Here is a 22,261-nt window from a genome sequence, read left to right as displayed (position 1 = left end):
CCCTCGCACGCGCCATCACCCCCCAGACCCTCGACCGCCTCCACAAAGGCCTCACCAACCACACCAGCCCAGACACCACCCCCGGCGACCTCGGCCTCGGCCACCACACCAGCCCCCTCATCACCACCCACGGCCCCCACCCCAACGAGAACCCCGGCGACTACGAGACCACCCCCTACCACCCCACCCTCCACACCCTCGGCCTGACCCCACTACTCGACACCATCCCACCCTTCTAAAACACGCACACCCAGCCGACAACAGCAGCTCGACAGCTCCCGCACCTGTAGTTCCCGGCACCACCGACGACACTCCGTCATAAACCTCAGGCGACACTTGCGCAAACCTGCCCGCCATGACGCCCCGGCGGGCGGGCGCCTCTCCGGCACCGCCGTCGGGAAACACCGATTTTCTCCAGCAATAACGCAGTTTCTCACGCCCCCGCTCCAAGCCCGCCGAGCAGGCCGTCCAAGCCCCCGCCCCGCACCCCTTACCGTGGTCCCAAGTCAATGACGTCCACGAAAGGTCCATCTGTGCGCATCGCACTCTTCGCGACCTGCATCGGAGACGCGATGTTCCCGCAGGCGCCGCAGGCGACCGTCGCAATCCTGGAAAGACTCGGGCACGAGGTCGTCTTCCCGGAGAGGCAGGTCTGCTGCGGCCAGATGCACGCGAACACCGGGTACTTCACGCAGGCGGCCTCCCTCATCCGCAACCATGTCAGGACCTTCGAGCCGGTGCTCGACGGCGAGTGGGACGCCGTCGTCGTGCCCTCCGGCTCCTGTGCCGGGGCGACCCGCCACGAGCAGGCGCTCGTGGCCGAGCACGTGGGCGACGCCGCCCTGGCGCGCCGCTCCAAGGAGGTCGCGGCCAAGACCTACGAGCTCTCCGAGCTGCTCATCGACGTCCTGGGGATCACCGACGTCGGCGCCTCCTTCCCGCACCGGGTCACCTACCACCCGACCTGCCACTCCATGCGCATCGCCAAGGTCGGCGACCGCCCCTACCGGCTGCTCAAGGCCGTCAACGGCATCGACCTGGCCCCCCTGCCCGACGCCGAGGTGTGCTGCGGCTTCGGCGGCACCTTCTCCATGAAGAACCACGAGACCTCCACGGCCATGCTCGCCGACAAGGTCTCCAACGTCATGTCCACCCGGGCCGAGGTGCTGTGCATGGGCGACTACTCCTGCCTCATGCACGTCGGCGGCGGCCTGTCGCGCCTGAACTCGGGGGTGCGGATCATGCACCTGGCCGAGATCCTCGCCTCGACCAAGGACCAGCCCTTCAGCGGCAACGTGTCCTTCGCCCCGACCGCGAAGGAGGCGACGGTCAAATGAGCCAGACCTTCCTGGGCATGCCGGCGGGACCGGGCAGCGCGAGCGCGCCGACGGCGGACGCCGCGGCCGGCGCCACCGGCGCTGCCCACACCGGCGGGTGGCGCACCACCGTCGAGATCCCCGCCAACACCCTGCGGTGGGGCGAGTCCTTCCCGACCGCGGCCCACAAGACCCTCCAGAACACCCAGCTGCGCCGCAACCTGGGCCACGCCACGCGCACCATCCGGGGCAAGCGCGCCATGCGCGTGGAGGAGATGCCGGACTGGGAGGAGCTGCGCCGGGCCGCCAGCGCCGTCAAGAACGAGGTTATGAGCCACCTGCCCGAGCTGCTGGAGCGCTTCGAGGCCAACGTCGCCGCGCGCGGCGGCATCGTCCACTGGGCGCGCGACGCCGCCGAGGCCAACCGGATCGTGACCTCGCTCATCAAGGCCAAGGGCGTCGACGACGTCGTCAAGATCAAGTCGATGGCGACCCAGGAGACCAACCTCAACGAGTACCTCAAGGGCGAGGGCATCACCGCCCACGAGACGGACCTGGCGGAGATGATCGTCCAGCTCGCCGACGACATGCCCTCCCACATCGTAGTCCCGGCCATCCACCGCAACCGCTCCGAGGTGCGCGGCATCTTCCTGGACCGCATGGGCGACGCGCCGGAGGGCCTGTCCGACGACCCGGTCGAGCTGGCCGGGGCCGCCCGCGCCCACCTGCGCAAGAAGTTCCTCCACGCGTCCGTGGCCGTCTCGGGCACCAACATGGGCGTGGCCGAGACCGGCACCGTCTCCATCTTCGAGTCCGAGGGCAACGGCCGCATGTGCCTGACCCTGCCCGACACGCTCATCACCCTCATGGGCATCGAGAAGCTCGTCCCCCGCTTCCAGGACATCGAGATCTTCTCCCAGCTGCTGCCGCGCAGCGCCACCGGGGAGCGCATGAACCCCTACACCTCCATGTGGACCGGGGTGACGCCGGGCGACGGCCCCCAGGAGTTCCACCTCATCCTCATGGACAACGGGCGCACCAGGACGCTGGCCGACCCGATCGGCCGCGAGGCCCTCCACTGCATCCGCTGCGGGGCCTGCATGAATATCTGCCCGGTCTACCAGCACGTGGGCGGGCACGCCTACGGCTCGGTCTACCCCGGCCCCATCGGCGCGATCATCACGCCCCAGCTCACCCAGGGGCTCGCCGACGACGACCCGGTGCACACGCTGCCCTTCGCCTCCTCGCTGTGCGGGGCCTGCGGCGAGGCCTGCCCGGTGGGCATCGACATCCCCACGATCCTCATCCATCTGCGGGCCCGCACCGTCGACGTCAAGCGCAAGGTGGTCCCAGACATGTGGGACGTGGCGATGAGCGCGACCCGGCCGGCCATGAGCAGCGGCCGGCTGTGGGGCCTGGCCGAGAAGGCCGCCAAGGCGACCCGGCTGGTGGGCCGCGACGGCCGGATCGGCGCGCTGCCCTTCCCGGCCTCCATGTGGACCGGAGCGCGCGACCTGCCCGAGGCGCCGTCGGAGAACTTCCGCGAGTGGTGGGCGCGCACCCACCCGACGACGACGGCCTCGGCCCGGCCTGCGGCCAGGGACCGCTCCGGCCGCAAGGAGGAGAAGTGATGGACGCGCGCACCGCCATCCTGGCCCGCGCCCGCGACGCGATCGCCCGCTCCCAGCGCGGCCCGGCCCGCCCCGTCCCGCGCGACTACATCCGCGTCGGTGAGCACGCCCCCGGCTCCGAGCCGGTCGTGGCGGACATGGTGGACAAGCTCGAGGACTACGACGCCGTGGTGCGCACCGAGCCCGACGATGCCGGGATCGCCGAGGCGATCGACGCCCTGCTGGGCGGGGCGCGGGTCGTCGTCGTGCCGGCGGGGCTGCCCGAGGAGTACAAGCGGGCCGCCGGCCGCGGGCGCGAGCTCGTCGAGGACTCCCCCGAGCGGCCCATCGCGACCCTCGACCTGGACCGCGTCGACGCCGTGGTCACCGGCTCGCGCGTGGGCATCTCCATCTCGGGCACCATTGTGCTCGACGGCGAGCCCGACCAGGGGCGCCGGGCGATCACGCTGGTGCCCGACACCCACGTGTGCGTCCTGGAGCGGAGGTCGATCGTGCCGACCGTGCCCCAGGCGGTGGACGTGCTCGGCGAGCACCCCACCCGCCCCATGACGTGGATCGCGGGCCCGAGCGCGACGGCGGACATCGAGCTCGTGCGCGTCCAGGGCGTCCACGGCCCACGCAACCTCGGCGTCATCATCGCCCACTGAGCACCCTCTTTTTCACCGAGATCGGTCCAGTGCCCGCAGCAGTCCGCAACTGCCTGCGCAGAGGCGCACACGGCGCCAGAATCGACGCATGGCCACCACTCGCCCCGATCCAGCACCGCCACCCGCCGCGGGCGCCCGAGAGCGCCGGGAGGCCCTCGTCTCCCACCTGAGGGACCGGGGCAGCACCTCGGTGGCCGAGTTGCCCGAGCTCTTCGGGGTCTCCATCGAGACCATCCGCCGCGACCTGCGCCTGCTGGAGTCAACCGGGCGGATCCGCCGCTCCTACGGACGGGTCACCGCGGCCGAGTCGGGCTCCTTCGAGTCCAGCCGCGAGTTCCGCATCACCCACCTCACTGACGAGAAGGAGCGCATCGCCCAGGCGGCCGTGGAGCACCTCGGCACCGCCGAGACGGTCTTCCTCGACGAGGGCTTTCACCCGCTCCTGGTCGGCCGGGCCCTGCCCGCCGACCGCGACCTGACCATTGTCACCGCGTCCCTGCCCACCGCCATCGAGCTCGCGGAGCGACCGCGGACGCAGGTCGTCGTCATCGGCGGCAGGGTCCGGCCCATCACCCTGGCCTCCGTGGAGCGGTGGGCCACCCGCATGCTGCGGGAGATGGAGCCGGACCTCGCCGTCGTCGGGGCGAACGGTGTGAGCGAGGAGGGCTGGTTGACGACGCCGCACGCCTCGGTCGCTGAGGTCAAGGAGACGGTCCTGGGAACCGCTGGCCGCGCCATCTTCGTCGGCAGCCACACGAAGTTCGGCCACTCGACCTTCGCCCGCTTCGGGCACGTCCGTCAGCTCGAGCGCGTCATCACCGGCCGCGAGCTGCGGTCGTCCACGGCCAGGCGCCTGACCGGGCTCGGCGCGGTCATCGAGCGGGTCTGAGCACCGGGGCCCGCCGCCACGCCCGCGAACCGGTCACCCACGCGGGCGGAAACGGTCATCGCGGTCATCATCTCCGACGGCGCGGCCACCGGGGCCGCGCACGGGATCGGGCCCCGGATCACAACGACGGCGCGCGACGCGCCCGCTCCCACCGGCAACGACGGCGGGCGCCTTAGCGGGCGTCGACCGGTCACGCCTCAGCCGCGACCGGTCGGCCCACGGGCCGCGGCACTGCCGCAGACTTACGTCAACGGCCCCGGGGCCGTGACAACGTCGTCAGCCGCCAACGAAGGTCCTCCGATGCCCAGCTCCAACCGCTTCATCGCCGCCATACAACGCACCGGCTTCCCCACCAACCTCGCCGCCGGGTTCCTCGCCGTCATCGTCTTCGTCATCGGGGACGGCATCGAGGCCGTGTGGATCACCAACTACCTCTCCAGCGCCGACGTCGGCTTCACCGTTCCGCAGGCCTCCTCGATCGTCACCTCCTACGGCGTCGTCGTAGCGCTGGCCGCCTTCCTGTCAGGAGCGCTGTGCGACGCCCTGGGATGCCGCAGGGTCATGCTCATCGGCCTGATCTCCTTCCTGGTCTTCGACGCGCTCTTCATCGCCGTCGGCCTGCCCAGCCACAGCCTGCCCCTCCTCCTGCTCTTCTACGGGATGCGCGGCTTCGGCTACCCCATGTTCGCCTACGGGTTCCTCACCTGGACGATGATGGTGACGCCCCCGGAGCGCCAGTCCTCGGTCTCGGGCTGGTTCTGGTTCGCCTTCTCCCTGGGCATGCAGCTGCTCGGCTCCTACCTGTCCAGCCTCTTCCTGCCCGCCATCGGGCACATCCCGACCCTGTGGGTCGGCTGGCTGCTCGCCGCCGCCGGGGGCACCACCGGCATGCTCTTCCTGTACCGCCGCCCCTCCTCCGCCGCCACCCGGGGCAAGTCCGTCCTCCAATCGGTCGGCTCGGCCGTGTCCGTGCTGTGGCGCTACCCGAAGGTCTCGGTGGGCGGGGTCGTCAAGATCATCAACCTCTCCGGCCAGTACGGCATGCAGGCCTACTACGTCGTCTACCTGCACAAGGTCTTCGGCATGCCCGAGTCCCAGGCGATCCTGGAGTTCTCCATCTTCGGCTTCGTCGCCATTATCGGCGACGTGTTCTGGGGCGTCATGGGCGACCGCATCGGCTGGCGCAACACCCTGCAGTGGGCCGCCACCCCGATCACGGCGATCGCGCTGGCCTACATCTACCTCATCCCCATCGTCGCCGGCCCGAGCTTCCTCCTCATCGCGCTGGGGACCTCGGCCGTGGGCATCGGCCTGAGCGCGCACGTGCCAACCACGCCGCTGATCACCGCCCACGCCCACGGGGAGACCGGCAACGCTCTGGCCATCCTCAACCTCGGCGCCGGCCTGGGCGCCTTCGTCGGCCCCGCCATCGTCACCCTGCTGCTGGGCGACGAGGGCACGGCCCAGGGCTACGCCGCGGCCGCCATGGCGCTGGCCGGCATCTACGTCATCTCCTTCCTCCTCTGCTTCGCCCTCAGGCTCCCGGGCAACGCCCGAGTGCTGCACACTGATGCCGAGCTCTCCGACGCCGACGTCGCCGCGCCCACGACCGCCTGACCGCCCTACGCCGACCATCCGCCACCCACCATCCGATAAGAGAACCGAGAGAGACAGGACACCAGCCATGAACACCACTCCCGACCGCAGCGACCTCGCCCCCGCCTACGACCGCTCGGCGATCACGACCGGGATCGTCCACATCGGCGTCGGCGGCTTCCACCGCGCCCACCAGGCCATGTACCTCGACCGCCTCATGCGAGACGGCTCCGGGTCCGACAATCCGCAGGACGCCTGCCTGGACTGGGGCATCTGCGGGGTCGGGCTCCTGCCGGGCGACGCCCGTATGCGAGACGCGCTCGCCTCCCAGGACCACACCTACACCCTGACCCTGAAGTACCCCGACGGCCACCACGAGTCCACCGTCATCGGCTCGATCCACGACTACCTCTTCGCCCCCGACGACCCCGAGGCCGTCCTGAGCCTCATGGCCGCGCCCACCACCCGGATCGTCTCCCTGACGGTGACCGAGGGCGGCTACAACATCGACGACGCCACCGGCGCCTTCCGCACCGAGTCCCCGGGCGCCGCCCACGACGCCGCCAACCCCCGCGAGCCCACCACCGCCTTCGGCTGCATCGTCGAGGCGCTGCGCCGTCGCCGTGAGGCCGGCACCGCCCCCTTCACGGTCATGAGCTGCGACAACCTGCCCGGCAACGGCAGGATCGCCCGCACCGCCGTCGTCTCCCAGGCCGCCATGAGCGACCCGGAGCTGGCGGGCTGGATCGAGGAGCACGTCTCCTTCCCCAGCTGCATGGTCGACCGGATCACCCCCCAGACCACGCCGGAGGACATCACCGAGGTCCGCTCCGAGCTGGGCATCGAGGACGCCTGGCCGGTGGTGTGCGAGCCCTTCACCCAGTGGGTGCTCGAGGACGACTTCCCCGCGGGCCGCCCGCCCTACGAGAGGGTCGGGGTGCAGATGGTCGACGACGTCGTGCCCTACGAGCTGATGAAGCTGCGCCTGCTCAACGCCTCCCACCAGGGCCTGGGGCACTGGGGGCGCCTGCTCGGCATGACCTACGGGCACGAGGCCGCCGCCGACGCCGACATCGCCGCCTGGGTGCGCGCCTTCCTGGAGCGCGAGGCCCTGCCGCGCCTGCGGCCGGTGCCCGGCATCGACCTGGCGGAGTACGTGGACACGCTCTTCGAGCGCTTCACCAACGCCGCCATCGCCGACACCCTGCTGCGCCTGGCCCAGTTCGGCCCCAGCGGCATGCCCAAGTTCGTCCTGCCCACCGTGCGCGACAACCTCACCGCGGGCGGGCCGATCCGCCTGGGGGCCGCCATGTGCGCCGCCTGGTCGCTGGGGGCCGCGGGCACCGACGAGAGCGGCAACCCGATCCCCGTGGCCGACGACCTGCGGCCCCTGGCCGAGCGGCAGGAGGCCGGCGAGGAGACCGCCTTCATCGGCAATGCGGAGATCTTCGGGGACCTCGCGGCCAACGAGCGCTTCGCCGCCACCTACGCCGAGGAGCTGGCGGCGCTGCGCGCCCAGGGGGCGCGGGCGCGCCTGCGGGCGCTCGTGGCCGAGGGCTGAGCGGCCCCTCGGGCGCCGGCGAGACCTCCCTTCTGCGCCGCGTCGGGGCGCGCAGGCTCAGGTTCTGGAAGGCGCGGGGCTTCCGGCTCCTCGGCCGCGCCCGGTGCAAGGCGACCATCGCTGAGCACATCGGCTCCACCGCGGTGCCGCGCAGCCGGCGGTCGGATCGCCTCGTATCAGTCACTGGGCGCCACGCGCGCAGGACGCCGTGGCACCCTGGGCCCATGAACCAGCCCGACGCCGACCGCCCCGACCCGCCCGTCCCCTACCGGCAGGTGCGCGCCGTCTGGGACGCGCGGTCCATCACCGTCTACCAGGCCTACGGCCCCGCCATCGCCGGCCCCGCCGTGGCGGCCGGGCGCTTCGTGCCGCCCTTCAGCCGCAGCCGCATGACGTGGGTCAAGCCCTCCTTCCTGTGGATGATGTACCGCAGCGGCTGGGCGACCAAGCCGGGCCAGGAGCGGATCCTGGCCGTCACCATGTCCAGGTCCGGCTTCGAGGAGGCCCTGGGCCGCTCGTGCCTGAGCCACATGGACCCCGCCGTCCACACCAGTCGCGAGCAGTGGGCCGCCCTCAAGGCGCGCAGCCCCGTCCGCGTCCAGTGGGACCCCGAGCGCAGCGCCTCGCTGAGCCCCCTGCCGTACCGCTCCCTCCAGGTCGGGATCGGCCCGGGCGCCGTCGACGACTACGTGGACCGCTGGGTCCTCGCCCTGCGGGACATTACCGACGACGTCGCCCGCCTGCGCTCCCTGCCCGCCCTGGCCGCCGCGGACCTGCCCCGCGAGCGCCCGTACCCGCTGCCCGACGCACTGGCCTCGCGGATCGGCGCCACCGCAACCGCACCACCGGCAGCGGCGCCGTGACTCCCGGGGCGGACGACCCCTCACTCGCGCGGGCCGGCCTGCGCCCGTACGGGCCGACAAAGGCGGAGGCCGGGGTCGGGGTTGGGCGCCCGGTCTTCCGGTCGTCCGGTCGTCCGGGCGCCCGGTCTTCCGGGCGCCCGGCCCGCCAGCGCCGCCCCGGAATCATCTAGGACCGGCCGCCGGCTGGGACCCGAGTCCGTCGCACGACCGGAATGACGGCCGTGAGCTGCCCCGACCTGCCTCAACCTGCCCCGACCCCACTACACCACGCGCGTATACACTGCGTATATACTGCTGGCCATGGACACCCGACTCACGCTCCTCGGCCTGCTGGGCTCCGGGCCCGGCTACGGCTACGACCTCAAGCTCAGCTGGGACCGCTGGTTCGCCCAGACCAAGCCGCTGGCCTTCGGCCAGGTCTACTCCTCCCTGGCCCGCCTCCTGCGCGACAGCCTCATCATCCAGGTCGGCGCCGAGCCCGGGGCCGGCCCCGCGCGCAAGCGCTACGAGATCACCGAGGCCGGCCGCGCCGCCGTCGAGGACTGGATCCGCCGGCCGGAGGTCCCCTCCGACTCGATCCAGGCGGACCTGTTCGCAAAGACCGTGATCGCCCTCCTCCTGGGCGACGACGCCGAGCGCCTCCTCGACCTGCAGCGCGCCGCCCACACCGCGCGCATGCGCGAGCTCACCCGCCTCAAGCAGGACGGCGACCTGCGCACCGTGCTGCTCGCCGACCACGCCCTGTTCCACCTGGAGGCCGACCTGCGCTGGATCGACCTGACGGCCGCCCGCCTGACCGAGCTGCGCGAGGAGGTGCGCGCATGAGCGCCGCGCCCCGCGTCATTATGCGCGCCCGGGGCCTGGAACTCGCCTTCGGGACCACCCGGGCCCTGCGCGGCATCGACCTCGACGTCGTCGCCGGGGAGGTCCTGGCCGTCACCGGGCCGTCCGGGTCGGGCAAGTCCACTCTTCTGCACGTCATGGCCGGGGTCCTGGTCCCCGACGCCGGCAGCGTCGGCTACGACGGGCGCGACGTCGCCGCCCTGGGCGAGGCCGACCGCTCCCGCCTGCGCCTGGCCGAGTTCGGCTTCGTCTTCCAGTTCGGCCAGCTCCTGCCGGACCTGTCCGCCCTGGACAACGTCACCATCCCCCTGCTGCTGGCGAGGACTCCGCGCAGGCAGGCCCTGGAGAGGGCCCGCGCCCAGCTCGCCGAGCTCGGCCTGGACGGGCGCGAGGACAAGCTCCCCACCCAGCTCTCCGGCGGGCAGGCCCAGCGGGTCGCCGTCGCCCGCGCCCTGGTGGCCCGCCCACGGATCCTCTTCGCGGACGAGCCCACCGGCGCCCTGGACTCCCTGGCCGCCGAGCAGACCATGCAGGTCCTGGTCCGCGCCACCCAGGCCGCCGGCGCCGCCCTGGTCATCATCACCCACGACCCGCGCACCGCCGCCTACGCCGACCGCGAGGCCATCGTCCGCGACGGGCGCCTGAGCACCGGGACCGGGCTCGTGGAGGAGGCACGATGAAGGATCTGGCACTGGCCCGCCTCATCATCGCCGGCGACGGCCCGTCACGACGCCGCCTCCTGGGCATCGTCGCCGGGGTCATGGTCGGGATCACCGTCTTCCTCATGCTGGCGGCGGCCTCGCAGGCGTTCGGCGAGCGCAGCCGGCGCTCCACCTGGCACCAGCCCGTCTCGACCAGCCCCACCTACCTGGAGCCGGACACGGTCCTGACCCCGGCCACGGCGGCGATCGCCTCCACCACCGACTACTACGGGGACCGGATCATCACCGTCGTGCTCGTGGCCGCCACGCCCGACACGCGCGTGCGCGTCCCCGGCTCCGACGTCGTGCCCCGGCCGGGCCAGTACGTGGCCTCTCCGGCGCTGGCCGGGCTCATCTCCTCCGCCCCCGCCGACCAGCTCGGGGACCGCTACGGCGAGCAGGCCGGCACCCTGTCCGACGACGCCGTGGAGGGCCCGGACTCGCTCGTGGCGGTCATCGGGATGGACCAGTGGCAGATCCTGGCCCGGCAGGGCTCGGGCGCCCCGCCGCAGGTCGTCACCGAACTCGTCGGCTACGACTACGCCTCCCAGGTCTGGCGGATCGTCGCCGCCATCGGTGCGATCGCGATCCTCGTCCCGGTGCTCCTCCTGATCGCCATCGTCACCGACCTGGGCGCCGCCCAGAGGGCCGAGCGCTTCGCGACCCTGCGCCTGATCGGGGCGACGCCCGGGCAGGTGGCCCGGATCGCCGCGACGGAGACGGCGGCCACGACCCTGCTGGGGGCGCTGCTCGGGGTCGGCGCCTACCTCGCCCTCATCCCGGTGGCGGCGCGCATTGTGATCAGCTCCTCCCGCTTCTTCCCCCGCGATCTGCTCGCCTCCCCCGCGGTCATCGCCGCCACCGTCCTCGGCACGACGCTCGGCGCCTCCGCGGTGGCCTGGTGGCGCACCCGGCGCGCGGGCATCGGCCCGCTGGGGGCGTCCCGCGAGCGCAGCGAGCGCCCGCCCCGGCCCCTGTCCCTGCTGCCGCTGCTGGCGGGCCTGGCCGGGCTCGCGGCGGTCCGGGCGCTCTCAGGCTCCGAGACCCCACCCATGGTCCTGGGCCGCCTCCTCGTGGGCTCGTTCTGCCTGACCATGCTGGGGCTGCTGTGGGCCGGACCGCTCCTGACCTCCTGGAGCGCCCGCCTGGCCCGGCGCGGCGCCCGCAGCGCGGCCCAGGTCATCAGCCTGGGGCGGCTGGCGCAGCACCCGCGGGCGGCCTTCCGGGCGGTGGGCGGCCTCGTCGTCGCCGTCTACGCCGTCACGCTCTTCGCAGTCGCCATCACGGCGGCGGCCGGCACCACCACTCCCGCCCAGGGGGCCGGCTACCTCTCGACGACGACGCTCTACGCCACGGCGGGACCGGCCGACCCGGCCGCGCTCGGGGCCGCGGCCAGCCGGCTAGACGACGTCGAGGGGGTGCGGACCGTCGCCGTGGCGAGCATGGAGGTGCCGCGCGGGAGCGGGTCATCCGGGTCATCCGGGTCATCCCAGGACCAGGAGGAGGACCCGGACGAGGACCAGGACGCGGCCTACACGCGGCTGGTGCTCTCCGTCGAGGACGCCCGCGCCCTGGGAGCCGCGGACGCGCAGTCGGAGACGGGCTGGGTGAGCGTGTCCTCCAGATGGCTGGCCGACGCCGCCGCCGATCCGCTGCCCGCCGAGGCTCCCGGGGAGGGGCCCGCACCGGCGGTGCTGCTCGTGGGCACCGACGGCGGGGCGGGTGCGCTGGAGCGGGCGCGCACCGCCATGGAGACCTCCGACCTGGACCTGACAATGTACCCGCTCACGCGCAGCGACAGGGTCGAGGTCATGGCCATGGCCCTGGAGAACCAGTTCGCGGCGCTGGGGTACATCGGCATCCTCATCGCGGCGGGCGTGTCCACCGCCTCGCTGGCGGTGTCCGCCGTCGCCTCCCTGCTGGCGCGGCGCCGGGTGCTGTCCCTGCTGCGCCTGGTCGGCATGCCGCGCGACGTCCTGCGCCGCTCGGTGGCCTACGAGACCCTGCTGCCGGTGGCCACCGTGCTCGCCCTGAGCATCGGGGCGGCGGTGTACACGGCCTGGGTGCTCGTCACGGGCACGTCCTCGCGCTCGATCGACTGGCCGGCGGGCTCCTACTACGCCGTGGTCGGGGCGTGCCTGGCACTGACGGGAGCGGCGATCGCGGCAAGCGCACGGGCGGCGGGCCGGATGGTCTCAGGAGGCACGGTGCGCTTCGAGTAGCGGCGCCGGCGCGACTCGTCGGTCTGCGCGAGCCGGGCACAAGGCCCCTGCCAGCCCTGACAGACGCCCTGCAGGCGGAACTTAGGTTAGGGGCGCCTTGCTCCTAGGCCATTCGTCCCTCTACTCTTGCAGCGCAGATGTCGCGTCGGCATCGTGCCGCGCGCGAACACCTGCAACGTCATAACACTCGCTCAACGACGAGGTCCACTACCGCCATGGTCAAGCGCCAGATCCCCAATCCGAACGAGATCTTCGATCTGCTCCACTTCAAGAAGCCCGACCTGAACGCCAAGCGCCGTCGGCTCCAGTCGGCTCAGACCATCTGGGACCTGCGCACGATCGCCAGGCGCCGCACTCCCGCCGCCGCCTTCGACTACACCGACGGCGCCGCCGAGGGCGAGATCTCCCTGCGCCGGGCCCGCCAGGCCTTCCGCGACGTCGAGTTCCACCCCGATATCCTGCGGCCGGCGCCCAGCGTCGACACCTCCTGCCAGATCCTGGGCGGGACCTCCGCCATGCCCTTCGGCATCGCCCCGACCGGCTTCACCCGCCTCATGCAGACCGAGGGCGAGGTCGCGGGCGCCGGGGCCGCGGGCGCGGCCGGCATCCCGTTCACCCTGTCCACCCTGGGCACGGCCTCCATCGAGGAGGTCAGGGACGCCAACCCGCACGGGCGGAACTGGTTCCAGCTCTACGTCATGCGCAAGCGGGAGATCTCCTACAGCCTGGTCGAGCGCGCCGCGCGGGCGGGCTTCGACACCCTCATGTTCACCGTCGACACCCCAGTGGCCGGGGCCCGCCTGCGCGACCGGCGCAACGGGTTCTCCATCCCGCCGCAGATCACCGCGGGGACGGTCCTCAACGCGATCCCGCGCCCGTGGTGGTGGTTCGACTTCCTGACCACCCCGAAGCTCGAGTTCGCCTCCCTGAAGAGCACCGGCGGCACTGTGGGCCAGCTGCTCGACTCCGCCATGGACCCGACGATCAGCTACGACGACCTCGAGGTCATCCGCTCCATGTGGCCGGGCAGGATCGTCATCAAGGGCGTGCAGAACATCCCGGACGCCAAGCGGCTGCTCGACCACGGCGTGGACGGCATCATCCTGTCCAACCACGGCGGGCGCCAGCTCGACCGCGCCCCGGTCCCCTTCCGGCTCCTGCCCGAGCTCGTCCGCGAGGTCGGCTCCGACGCCACCGTCATGATCGACACCGGCATTATGAACGGCGCCGACATCATCGCCTCCGTCGCCCTGGGCGCGAGGTTCACGATCATCGGTCGCGCCTACCTCTACGGCCTCATGGCGGGCGGGCGCGCCGGGGTGGACCGCGCCATCGAGATCCTGTCGGAGGAGGTCGTGCGCACCATGAAGCTCCTGGGCGTCTCGAGCATCGAGGAGCTCGAGCCGCGCCACGTCACCCAGCTCACGCGCCTGGTGCCGGTGCGCGGCCAGGTCAGGGCGGCCGCCGACGCCGTCGCCCGCTGACCGGGCGGGCCCCGCCCGCCCCGCGTTAGTGCTACCGTCACGAACCAGTACGGGCAGCCGGTCAGGGCCGGAGTGTCGTCGTTCGCGGCCGTCACGCCGCCCCGCACAGCCTCAGCACCCCTCCGCACCGGATCGAGGAGCCAGCCATGACACTGACGACCGACGAGGCCTCGCATACGAACTTTGCCCTGACGAGGCTCAAGAAGGGGTACAGCACGGAGGAGGTCGACGCCTTCATGCAGGAGGTCGTCGCAGCCCTGCGCTCGTGGGAGACGGGCACGGCCGTCGGCTCGCTCCCGCCTGCCGACGGCAGCGAGCCGGCCGAACACGACAGCCGGGCGGCCGGCGCCTCATACGGGGTGCTGACCTCCCGTGATGTGACGAGCAAGATATTCACCTCGACCAGGTTCCGCAACGCCTACGAGCCGGACCAGGTCGATGCCTTCATGCGGGAGGCCGCCGCGGCCCTGCTCGCCTGGGAGACGGGCACCGTCGTCGGCGCGCCGCAGAAGATGCTGACGGCCCAGGACGTCATGGACGCGAAGTTCCAGGCCAGCAGCAAGTTCGGCGAGGGCTACGAGCAGGACGAGGTCGACGAGTTCCTCGACGACGTCGCCGGGACCCTGCGCGCATGGGAGGCGAGCGGCGCGGATGGCGCGTCCCGACCCGACGGCGCACCCCCGGGGGCGCTGACCTCCGAGGCCGTGGCAAACAAGATGTTCCAGGTCACCCGGTTCCACAACAGCTACGAGCGGGACAAGGTCGACGAGCTCCTAGACACCATCATGCGCGTGCTGCGGGACTATGAGGCCCGCAGCGGTCATTGAAAACCACTGCAGAACGACCCGGCCGCAGGAGAAAGAACAATATGCCAATCGCCCAACCGACTAAGACCAGAAGCTGGACCCCCGATACGCTCCGTACGGGTCCGTCCAAGGACGACCGGGGACTGCTCGGCCAGCCCAGGGGGCTTCCCTGGATGCTCAACGTCGAGATGTGGGAGCGCTTCTCCTACTACGGGATGCGCGCCATTCTCCTCTTCTTCATCACCGACGAGATAGCCAGTGGCGGCCTTGGGATAAGCCCGAACACCGGTGAGACCATTCTGGCGGTCTACGGTGCGGCCGTATTCCTGCTGTCGATCCCCGGCGGCGTCTTCGCCGACCGCGTCATAGGACCTTGGCGGTCCACCTTCTACGGGGGGATCGTCATTATGGCGGGCCACATATGTCTCTCCATCCCCATCGACTCCCTGGCCTGGGCGGGCATTGTCCTGGTGGCCGTCGGAACCGGGTTCATCAAGCCGAACCTCTCCACGATCGTCGGCGGCCTGTACGACCAGGGCGACCCGCGCCGCGACACCGGCTTCCAGCTGTTCTACATGTCGATCAACGTCGGTGCCTTCGCCTCACCGCTGGTCACCGGCTGGCTGCGAGCCCACTACGGCTACCACGCGGGATTCTCCGCGGCCGCGATCGGCATGGCCTTCGCCCTCGTCGCCTTCGTCTACGGGCGCAGCAAGCTCTCCGCCTTCGCCTTCGACGTGCCCAACCCGCTCGATGCCGAGGACCGCAGCAGGCTGCTCCTGGTCTCGCTGGGCGCGGCGGCGGGGACCGTCTTCGTGGCATGGGCCCTCTACCTGCTCCTGGGGACGTGGCCCGACGCCATCGCGTACACGATCTTCGTGATCGCCCTGGGCGCGTCGATCGCCTACTTCGTCATCATGTTCCGCTCCCCCAAGGTGACCGGCCCGGAGCGCACCCACCTGCGCGCCTACATCTCCCTGTGGGTCGGAGCCGTCCTGTTCTTCATGATCTTCGAGCAGGCCTCGGGCAAGATGGCGACCTTCTCCAAGACCCACACCGACGGGACGACGCCCTTCGGATGGGTCATCAGCCCCGAGGCGTACCAGTCCGTGAATCCGGCCGTCATCGTCATCCTGGCTCCGCTGGTCGGCTGGTTCTTCTCCCGCCGCCTGGGCCGGGCCATCCCCACCGTGACCAAGTTCGCCACCGCCGTGCTCATTGTCGGCCTGTCCGCACTCATGATGGGATACGGCTTCCACTCCTGGACCGGCGGGGAGGACGGGCCCCTGGCGCCCTGGTGGTTCCTGGCGGTCGTCTTCATCGTCCAGACCGTCGGCGAGCTGTTCCTCTCACCGGTCGGCCTGTCCACCACCACGGCGCTGGCCCCCAAGAGCTTCGCCTCCCAGGCCATGGTCCTGTGGCTGCTGGCCTCGGCCACCGGCCAGGGACTGGCCGCCGTCGTCATCGCCAACACCGGGCGCATCGGTGACGCGACCTACTACTACGGCCTGGGCGCGATCACCATCGTCGTCGCCATCGCCATCTTCGCCGCCGCCCCCTGGACCCAGCGCCAGATGGCCGACGTCGATGCGCCCGGTCCGCAGTAGCCGCCGGCCCGGCCCCGCCGCCTCCCTCCAGCCCCTTTCGCCGAGATCGGTTCACTTCCGGCTCGAGATCGGTCCCCATCCCCTTCGACCTGAGTGAGCCCGCCTGCCCGCGGCTGACGGACTCCGCCTGCTTCCGTCCTCGACAGTGGAGTATCACACCGAAGGCGGCCACGACGATTCACCCGACTCCGGCGGCCTGCGGCGCCCCCGCACGTCGAGCCGCGGAAGCGATTCGACGCCTGGAGGGCAGAGCCGCGAGTTCTACTCGGGGCCGGCGCGCGCAAGCCCCTGTGCGCATCGCCACCCGGAGCCCGCGCCCGCCCGTTACCCGCCCTGGGGCGCGGTCACACGTCGTCGGCGCCCTGCTTGAGCCCGACGAGGCTGAACCGTGCGGCGCTCACCGAGCGGCCGCTGTGCCTGGCGCCGGTCGCCATGTAGGCCACGTCGCCGGCGCTCAGCTCGTGCTCGACGCCGTCGATGGAGAACCTAATCGTGCCCTCGAGGACGTGCAGGACCGTCGGCATGGGCGAGGGCTCCTCCTCATGAATCAGCTGGTCGGCGCCGAGGACGAACTCGACGACGATCAGCCGCTCGTTGTTGACGACCTCGCGGACCTTCTTCTCTCCCGCGGTCATCGAGAAGTCGGCCGACAGGCCGGTATGGACGCTGGACTCGCGTGCTGAACTCGTGCTCTCGCTGATGGACATACGGCCATCCCCTCAGGTAGTGCGACTCGTCTTCCGCCGAGCGCTCCCGCCCGGCAGACAGAACATAACCCACACTTTTTCCCGGATCAAGCCTTGTTTATTTGAGCGCCGGGCGCGTGAAACCGAACCGCCCCGGGCGCCGCCTCAGGAGCGCCGCACCAGGGGGAAGGTGATGGTCTCGCGGATGCCCTGGCCGGTGAGCACCATGAGGAGGCGGTCGATGCCCATGCCCATGCCGCCGCTGGGCGGGAAGCCCTGCTCCATGGCGACCAGGAAGTCCTCGTCCAGGACCATGGCCTCGGGGTCGCCGTTGGCGGCGGCGAGCGCCTGGGCCTCGAAGCGCTCGCGCTGGACCACGGGGTCGGCCAGCTCGGAGTAGGCGGTGGCCGTCTCGAAGCCGCGGATGTACAGGTCCCACTTCTCGGTCAGGCCTGGGCGCGAGCGGTGGTAGCGGGTCAGCGGGGAGGTGTCCTCGGGGAAGTCGTAGACGAAGGTGGGGGCCCACAGCTTGTTGCCCACCAGCTCCTCGAAGATGTCCTCCACGATCTTGCCGGCCACGGCGTAGTCGTCCACCTCCAGGCCGATCCGCTCAGCGTGGGCCACCAGGTGCTCTCGGGGGGTCTCCACGGCGATCTCCTCCCCCAGCGCCTCTGAGACGGAGGTGTACAGGTCGATCTTGTCCCACTGGCCGGACAGGTCGTACTCGGTGCCGTCGCCGAGCCGCACGACCTCGCCGCCCTCGGGCAGGCCGAAGGCGTCGCGCGCCGCCTGCTGGACCAGGTTGCGGGTCAGCTCGGCCATGCCGTTGTAGTCGGAGTAGGCCTCGTAGGCCTCCAGGGCCGTGAACTCCGGGGAGTGGGAGGAGTCGGCGCCCTCGTTGCGGAAGTTGCGGTTGATCTCGAAGACGCGGTCCACCCCGCCCACCACGGCGCGCTTGAGGTAGATCTCGGTGGCGATGCGCAGGTAGAGGTCCATGTCGAAGGCGTTCATGTGGGTGATGAACGGGCGGGCGGCCGCCCCGCCGTGGATGACCTGGAGCATGGGGGTCTCCAGCTCCAGGTAGTCGCGACGGTGGAAGTTCGCCCGCAGGGAGCGTACGACGGCGGCGCGGGTGCGCACCATGTCGCGGGCGGCCGGGCGGGTGAGCAGGTCGAGCTCGCGGCGGCGCACCCGGTTGTCCTCACTGAGGCTGACCTCCTCGCCCTCCTGGTTGGTCCAGACCTTGGGCAGCGGGCGCAGGGCCTTGGAGGCGATCCGCCAGGCGGGGACGGCGACGTCGTCGTCCCCGAGCTCGGCCGGCGCGGCGGCGTCGGCGCCCTCGCGCAGCACGGACTCGGCCATGACCGACAGCTCACCGCGGCGCGAGGAGATGACGCGGCCGTGGACGAAGAGGTGGTCGCCCAGGTCGACGTCGGACTTGAAGGCCGCCAGGGAGGTGTGGCCCGCACCCGGCAGGGCCTTGGCCGACAGCATGGCCTGGAGGGTGGTGCCGGCGCCATCGGCGAGGGTGACGAAGCACAGGCGGCCGGTGTTGCGCAGGAAGACCACGCGCCCGGCCACGCCGACGACGTCGTCGGTCTCCTGCCCGGCCTCCAGGTGGCCGTAGGCCTCGCGGACCGCGGCGATCGTGGTGGTGATGGGGAGCTGGACCGGGTAGGGGTCCCAGCCCTCGGAGCGCAGGCGGTCGCGCTTGGCGGCGCGGACCTCGAACTGCTCGCCCGGGCCCGGGTCCTGCTTGGGCTGAGCGGGCTGCCGGGGACCGCCGGCCTGCTCAGAGGCTTGAGTGCTGTCGGGCTCGGGGACGGCGTTCTGCCGGGTCGCATCGGTCACGCGCGCGAGTCTAATGCGGCCGAGAGGGCGCGCGCCCCAGTGCGGCCGCGAGGCATCGGCCACGCGCCCGCCGGAGCGCCGGGCTCCACAGGCGGGCGCCGCGCAGGGCCCAGGACCGGTCCTGTGGATAGTTCTCCAGAGGCATGGAGAATTGCGGCATCCTGTATATATGGACCTCGCGATCAGTACTCTTTTGAGCCGAGTCGATGCGTTGCACGGCGTCGCCCACTGGGACGAGGTCCTGCGCGAGCCGGCCGATCGTACCGCCAAGGACGCGGCCATTGCCATGGGGGAGCTGACCGAGCCTTACCGTCGGCTACTCGTCCGCCCGGGAACCGAGCGGAGTATTGTGCGAGCGCGCCACTTCCGCGGCCGCCTCACGTGCGCCAGCGCCGCGCAGGTGCTCGGCTACCCCATGTGGAGCCCTCCGAGCGATCTTCATATCGCAGTCCCGGCGAACCGCTCAGTACGCCCATCGGCGAGCAGGCCTCTCGCCGGCGTCCGTATTCACCGACCGGCGACGCTGACTCCGATGACGGTCGACGACTTCCCCCTGGTCCGTCCGGCCGAGGTCGTCGCCTGCGCCCTAGTCTGCCTGAATGAGCTCGATGCCATCTGCATCGCGGACGCGGCGCTCAACCACGGGGACACGACGAAGGAGGACATTGCCGAGCTGCTGGTCGGCCGGTACTCGAAGAACGCACGCATGCGCCTGAGTAAGGCCGACGCGGCAGCGCGATCACACCTGGAGACGCGAACCCGGTTGTGTCTACGGGAGGCCGGGCTGTGGGTCGAGACCGGCGTCGTACTCGAAGGCGTCGGTGAGGTCGACACACTTGTCGAGGGCTGGCTCATCGTCGAGGAGGACGGATTCGAGTTCCACTCCTCCAAGGAGCAGTTCGTGCGCGACCGGAACCGGGACCAGAGCGCCCTCGCCGCCGGTTATGTGCCGCTGCGGCTGACCTACGACGATGTAGCTGCCGGCGAGAGGACGATTCTGGGCATTGTGAGCAGGGCTCTGCGGGGTGTTGCACATTCGTCGCGTCTGCGCATTCCAGAGAACCGCGCCATTCTGCGGAATCTGGGGTGGGCGTGAGGCAAAGCCCCGTCTCCTGTGTGCGCAGCACCCCCTCTGCGCACATGGGAGCGCGTCAACCCATCTTGACGGTTCGCAGCAAAGACCAGAATCCTGCGGAAAAGTAGGTACTGCTGCGCAACAACCCGTTTCTCCCATGTGCAACCCTCGCCGCCGGCCGCGCACAGCGCACAAGCCGGCTCTCGGTCGCGCTCCGGGAGCCGGGCCTCGCTGGCGGAAGAGCCCGGATCAAGGCAGCCTGGGGCGGGCGCGGGGCATCTCACCGGTGCAGGGCCTGCTGCACCGCGAGCAGCACCTCGCCGACCACGGCCTCGGCGGCCGGGACGTTGGGATGATCCGGGTCGGCGATGACCAGGCGCATCTCGGGGGCCCGGAACACCCCCCTCCCCCGGGGCCGGGGACCATCTCGCCCAGGTACCCGCCGCTCCAGGCATTGAGAGCGGCCAGGCGCCGAGAGTCCCCCCGCAGGAGCGCCTCGGCCAGCTCCTGGCGGGGGAGTCCCAGCTCGGCGGCGACCTCCTCGGCGTACGCCTCGAGCTCGGCCGGGGTGTCCGCCCAGTACCCGGTCTCGGTGGTTGCGGGCTCTCGGCGCAGGAGACTGGGGTGAGCCAGGATGATCGCGGGCGCCTCCCAGTACCGTCCCGCGTGATGGGGACCGGCGTGGCGGCTGCTCATGGGGCGGAAACGGACCCGGACGCCGTCGGTGGTGAGCAGGACCGGACTCTGAGCCCTGTTCTCGAGCGTGAGCACGCCGATCGTCTGCCGCGTCAGGGCGAGATGGACCAGAAGCAGGTCGGTCATGGGAGTGCCGTAGGGGGACAGGGGCTGCGGACCGAGGTAGAAGGCGGGGACGCTGAGGATGGCCGGCTCCTCATGCATGAGGCTGTATGCGGGCGGGAGGGGCTCCTCTGGCCTGCGCGTGCGGAAGACGCGCCGGAGCAGTAAGACGAGCAGGACCAGCAGGACGACCCCGCCGACCGCGGCGGCCGCGCCGACCACCCCCAGCCCTATGAGCCGACGGATCAGGAACCTCACGAGCTCCACGATCTGGATGACTATCCCGAGCCCGATGACAAAGACAACGACCTTCAGCTGCATCCGGCGGTAGGGGGTGTGCCAGTCGGTCATACAGGCTCCTTGAAGGAGAACGCGTTATCAGAGGACGCGTCAGCTTGCCGGACAGTTAAGAAGCCCGAAGTCTACCGGAGCAATCCGCCCCGGTCAGGCGGGCGGGACGGCCCACCCGGGAAGGGGACCCGACGAGCCTGGCCCCAGCAGAACCTGCTGCACCGCGGCCAGCACATCGCCGACCACGGCCTCGTCGGCCGGGTCGTCGGGCCGGTCCGGGTCGGCGATGACGAGGCGCATCTCAGGGGCCCGGAACACAGGCCCCCTGGAGGAGAGGACCATCTCCCCCAGGTAGCCCCCGCAGGCGGCGTTGAGAGCGGCCACGCTCTGGGGATCTCCGCGCAGGAGCGCGTCGGCCACCTCCTCGTAAAGGAGCCCCGTCTCGGCGGCGATCTCCTGGGCGTAGGCGACCAGCTCCTCCGGGCCGTCCACCCAGTACCGCTCGGCCTCCAGGCTCCCGACGGCCTGGGGGTACAGGAGACTGGGATGGGCGATCACCAGGCCCGGCACCATCTGCCCCGGCCACTGCCCACCGGCACAGGGACAGGGCAGAAGGCGGAAGCGAACCCGGGCGCCGTCGGCATCGCACAGGACAGTGCCACCCGCCGCATAGCCGACCTCAGCCTCCGCGGGCCTTACGCTCATGGTCTGACGCGTGACTATCAGGAGTACCCTGTCGGTCATGGGAGCGCCGTCGGAGCCCACCGGCTGGGGACCCAGGTAGAAGGCCGGACACCTGAGGGTGGTCTTCTCATCGAGCTGGCTGATCATAAGACGCCGCGCCGGGGTCATAGGGCCGATCCTGACCTTCCGCACATCCCTGATGACCGGGATCATCAGGATCAGCAGGACAAGTGCGATCACGCCGAGAACGACCGCCAGGGCAAGGCCGCCCCTCCCGGTCTCATTGGCCTTGACGCCGATGTACCGCAGTCCCAGGGCAACAGCGATGATCACGATCCAGACGGCACTGGTCTTCCCTGCGGAGAGCCTCCTACTCATTCGGGCACCTCGGGGGCACGGCGGGACGGGCGCAGCACGGCGGGCCGGGCACGGCGGAGGGGGCGCGGGCTCCATGACGCTGCCTCTCAGGACCAGTCCGGCACGGTGACGGCCCCCTGCACAATGCTCTCGTGGAACCACCGCGGCTGCACCGACATGCAGAAGTCGGCGGGGAACCAGTCGGACGGCAGGTCGTCGGCCGCCTGACTCATGACGCTTAGTGTGCCGGGGGTGGGGTGCTCAGGGCGGTGAGGATGTCGTTAGCGGCGTCGGTCAGACGCGGTGCGGCTGCGAGGTGGTGGCCGTTGAGGTTGATGGTGACCTCCTGCAGG

At 71.2% G+C, this 22,261-nt stretch carries 19 protein-coding genes and 1 pseudogene; 15 read left to right on the top strand and 5 right to left on the bottom strand.

The window, feature by feature from the left end; all coding sequences use genetic code 11:
* The 14 genes and pseudogenes from O145_RS18700 to O145_RS12935 form a co-directional block, all read left to right on the top strand.
* Window positions 1–239 (top strand): annotated as a pseudogene (locus O145_RS18700) (HNH endonuclease); the annotation flags it as partial.
* A 294-nt stretch (window positions 240–533) separates the two neighbouring features.
* Complete coding sequence (locus O145_RS12995; protein ID WP_043563692.1) at window positions 534–1,337, top strand: (Fe-S)-binding protein; 804 nt, start codon at window positions 534–536, stop codon at window positions 1,335–1,337.
* Window positions 1,334–2,947, top strand: a complete 1,614-nt coding sequence (locus tag O145_RS12990; protein WP_043563690.1) for a LutB/LldF family L-lactate oxidation iron-sulfur protein — start codon at window positions 1,334–1,336, stop codon at window positions 2,945–2,947. The genes O145_RS12995 and O145_RS12990 overlap by 4 nt, the downstream gene beginning before the upstream one ends.
* A complete protein-coding gene (locus O145_RS12985) occupies window positions 2,947–3,594 on the top strand; it encodes a LutC/YkgG family protein (protein WP_043563688.1) in 648 nt (215 codons plus the stop codon). The genes O145_RS12990 and O145_RS12985 overlap by 1 nt, the downstream gene beginning before the upstream one ends.
* An 88-nt stretch (window positions 3,595–3,682) precedes the next feature.
* A complete protein-coding gene (locus O145_RS12980; RefSeq protein ID WP_043563687.1) occupies window positions 3,683–4,483 on the top strand; it encodes a DeoR/GlpR family DNA-binding transcription regulator in 801 nt (266 codons plus the stop codon).
* Window positions 4,484–4,783: 300 nt separating this feature from the next.
* Window positions 4,784–6,100 (top strand): RbtT/DalT/CsbX family MFS transporter, encoded by a 1,317-nt coding sequence (locus O145_RS12975; RefSeq protein WP_084682614.1) that lies wholly within the window; start codon window positions 4,784–4,786, stop codon window positions 6,098–6,100.
* Window positions 6,101–6,167: 67 nt separating this feature from the next.
* Window positions 6,168–7,640, top strand: a complete 1,473-nt coding sequence (locus tag O145_RS12970) for a mannitol dehydrogenase family protein (RefSeq protein WP_043563685.1) — start codon at window positions 6,168–6,170, stop codon at window positions 7,638–7,640.
* A 224-nt stretch (window positions 7,641–7,864) separates the two neighbouring features.
* Window positions 7,865–8,503: a DUF4291 domain-containing protein gene (locus tag O145_RS12965; protein ID WP_052375151.1), complete on the top strand. Its 639-nt coding sequence runs from the start codon at window positions 7,865–7,867 to the stop codon at window positions 8,501–8,503.
* 300 nt (window positions 8,504–8,803) lie between these two features.
* Window positions 8,804–9,328 (top strand): PadR family transcriptional regulator, encoded by a 525-nt coding sequence (locus O145_RS12960; RefSeq protein WP_043563683.1) that lies wholly within the window; start codon window positions 8,804–8,806, stop codon window positions 9,326–9,328.
* Complete coding sequence (locus O145_RS12955; RefSeq protein WP_043563682.1) at window positions 9,325–10,026, top strand: ABC transporter ATP-binding protein; 702 nt, start codon at window positions 9,325–9,327, stop codon at window positions 10,024–10,026. Before O145_RS12960 ends, O145_RS12955 begins: the two co-directional genes overlap by 4 nt.
* Entirely contained in the window at window positions 10,023–12,269 is a 2,247-nt protein-coding gene (locus O145_RS12950) for an FtsX-like permease family protein (protein ID WP_043563680.1), read from the top strand. Before O145_RS12955 ends, O145_RS12950 begins: the two co-directional genes overlap by 4 nt.
* A gap of 215 nt (window positions 12,270–12,484) precedes the next feature.
* Entirely contained in the window at window positions 12,485–13,753 is a 1,269-nt protein-coding gene (locus O145_RS12945; protein ID WP_043563679.1) for an alpha-hydroxy acid oxidase, read from the top strand.
* Between the two features lie 146 nt (window positions 13,754–13,899).
* Window positions 13,900–14,580 carry a DivIVA domain-containing protein gene (locus tag O145_RS16680; RefSeq protein ID WP_052375149.1) on the top strand — a complete coding sequence of 227 codons (681 nt, stop codon included), beginning with the start codon at window positions 13,900–13,902 and terminating at the stop codon, window positions 14,578–14,580.
* Between the two features lie 41 nt (window positions 14,581–14,621).
* Window positions 14,622–16,166 (top strand): peptide MFS transporter, encoded by a 1,545-nt coding sequence (locus O145_RS12935; RefSeq protein WP_043563677.1) that lies wholly within the window; start codon window positions 14,622–14,624, stop codon window positions 16,164–16,166.
* A 344-nt stretch (window positions 16,167–16,510) separates the two neighbouring features.
* On the opposite strand, the gene O145_RS12930 is transcribed toward O145_RS12935, so the two are convergent.
* Together O145_RS12930 and O145_RS12925 are read right to left on the bottom strand one after the other, a co-directional pair.
* Window positions 16,511–16,873, bottom strand: a complete 363-nt coding sequence (locus O145_RS12930) for a cupin domain-containing protein (RefSeq protein ID WP_043563676.1) — start codon at window positions 16,871–16,873, stop codon at window positions 16,511–16,513.
* A 144-nt stretch (window positions 16,874–17,017) separates the two neighbouring features.
* Window positions 17,018–18,703: a lysine--tRNA ligase gene (locus O145_RS12925; protein WP_043563697.1), complete on the bottom strand. Its 1,686-nt coding sequence runs from the start codon at window positions 18,701–18,703 to the stop codon at window positions 17,018–17,020.
* Between the two features lie 169 nt (window positions 18,704–18,872).
* Here O145_RS12925 and O145_RS19355 point away from each other — a divergent pair, with 169 nt between their 5' ends.
* On the top strand, window positions 18,873–19,799 hold the full coding sequence (locus tag O145_RS19355) for a PDDEXK family nuclease (RefSeq protein WP_229118563.1): 927 nt from the start codon (window positions 18,873–18,875) through the stop codon (window positions 19,797–19,799).
* 228 nt (window positions 19,800–20,027) lie between these two features.
* On the opposite strand, the gene O145_RS16675 is transcribed toward O145_RS19355, so the two are convergent.
* The 3 genes from O145_RS16675 to O145_RS19655 form a co-directional block, all read right to left on the bottom strand.
* Window positions 20,028–20,927, bottom strand: a complete 900-nt coding sequence (locus O145_RS16675; RefSeq protein WP_052375147.1) for a hypothetical protein — start codon at window positions 20,925–20,927, stop codon at window positions 20,028–20,030.
* Window positions 20,928–21,020: 93 nt separating this feature from the next.
* Window positions 21,021–21,884, bottom strand: coding sequence for a hypothetical protein (locus tag O145_RS12905; RefSeq protein WP_156966764.1), 864 nt, complete (start codon window positions 21,882–21,884; stop codon window positions 21,021–21,023).
* Between the two features lie 131 nt (window positions 21,885–22,015).
* Window positions 22,016–22,141, bottom strand: coding sequence for a hypothetical protein (locus O145_RS19655; protein WP_267489940.1), 126 nt, complete (start codon window positions 22,139–22,141; stop codon window positions 22,016–22,018).
* Window positions 22,142–22,261 lie beyond the last annotated feature (120 nt).

The organism is Actinomyces israelii DSM 43320 (assembly GCF_000711965.1).
GTDB lineage: Bacteria > Actinomycetota > Actinomycetes > Actinomycetales > Actinomycetaceae > Actinomyces > Actinomyces israelii.
Note: the sequence above shows the minus strand (reverse complement) of the source record. Positions and strands in the feature narration are given on the sequence as shown.

What these genes read in the sequence shown, in the direction of transcription:
- O145_RS12990 (WP_043563690.1), top strand. Translation starts at nt 1,334, where the DNA reads ATGAGCCAGACCTTCCTGGGCATGCCGGCGGGACCGGGCAGCGCGAGC.
- O145_RS12985 (WP_043563688.1), top strand. Translation starts at nt 2,947, where the DNA reads ATGGACGCGCGCACCGCCATCCTGGCCCGCGCCCGCGACGCGATCGCC.
- O145_RS12980 (WP_043563687.1), top strand. Translation starts at nt 3,683, where the DNA reads ATGGCCACCACTCGCCCCGATCCAGCACCGCCACCCGCCGCGGGCGCC.
- O145_RS12975 (WP_084682614.1), top strand. Translation starts at nt 4,784, where the DNA reads ATGCCCAGCTCCAACCGCTTCATCGCCGCCATACAACGCACCGGCTTC.
- O145_RS12970 (WP_043563685.1), top strand. Translation starts at nt 6,168, where the DNA reads ATGAACACCACTCCCGACCGCAGCGACCTCGCCCCCGCCTACGACCGC.
- O145_RS12965 (WP_052375151.1), top strand. Translation starts at nt 7,865, where the DNA reads ATGAACCAGCCCGACGCCGACCGCCCCGACCCGCCCGTCCCCTACCGG.
- O145_RS12960 (WP_043563683.1), top strand. Translation starts at nt 8,804, where the DNA reads ATGGACACCCGACTCACGCTCCTCGGCCTGCTGGGCTCCGGGCCCGGC.
- O145_RS12955 (WP_043563682.1), top strand. Translation starts at nt 9,325, where the DNA reads ATGAGCGCCGCGCCCCGCGTCATTATGCGCGCCCGGGGCCTGGAACTC.
- O145_RS12950 (WP_043563680.1), top strand. Translation starts at nt 10,023, where the DNA reads ATGAAGGATCTGGCACTGGCCCGCCTCATCATCGCCGGCGACGGCCCG.
- O145_RS12945 (WP_043563679.1), top strand. Translation starts at nt 12,485, where the DNA reads ATGGTCAAGCGCCAGATCCCCAATCCGAACGAGATCTTCGATCTGCTC.
- O145_RS16680 (WP_052375149.1), top strand. Translation starts at nt 13,900, where the DNA reads ATGACACTGACGACCGACGAGGCCTCGCATACGAACTTTGCCCTGACG.
- O145_RS12935 (WP_043563677.1), top strand. Translation starts at nt 14,622, where the DNA reads ATGCCAATCGCCCAACCGACTAAGACCAGAAGCTGGACCCCCGATACG.
- O145_RS12930 (WP_043563676.1), bottom strand. Translation starts at nt 16,873, where the DNA reads ATGTCCATCAGCGAGAGCACGAGTTCAGCACGCGAGTCCAGCGTCCAT.
- O145_RS19355 (WP_229118563.1), top strand. Translation starts at nt 18,873, where the DNA reads ATGGACCTCGCGATCAGTACTCTTTTGAGCCGAGTCGATGCGTTGCAC.
- O145_RS16675 (WP_052375147.1), bottom strand. Translation starts at nt 20,927, where the DNA reads ATGACCGACTGGCACACCCCCTACCGCCGGATGCAGCTGAAGGTCGTT.
- O145_RS19655 (WP_267489940.1), bottom strand. Translation starts at nt 22,141, where the DNA reads ATGAGTCAGGCGGCCGACGACCTGCCGTCCGACTGGTTCCCCGCCGAC.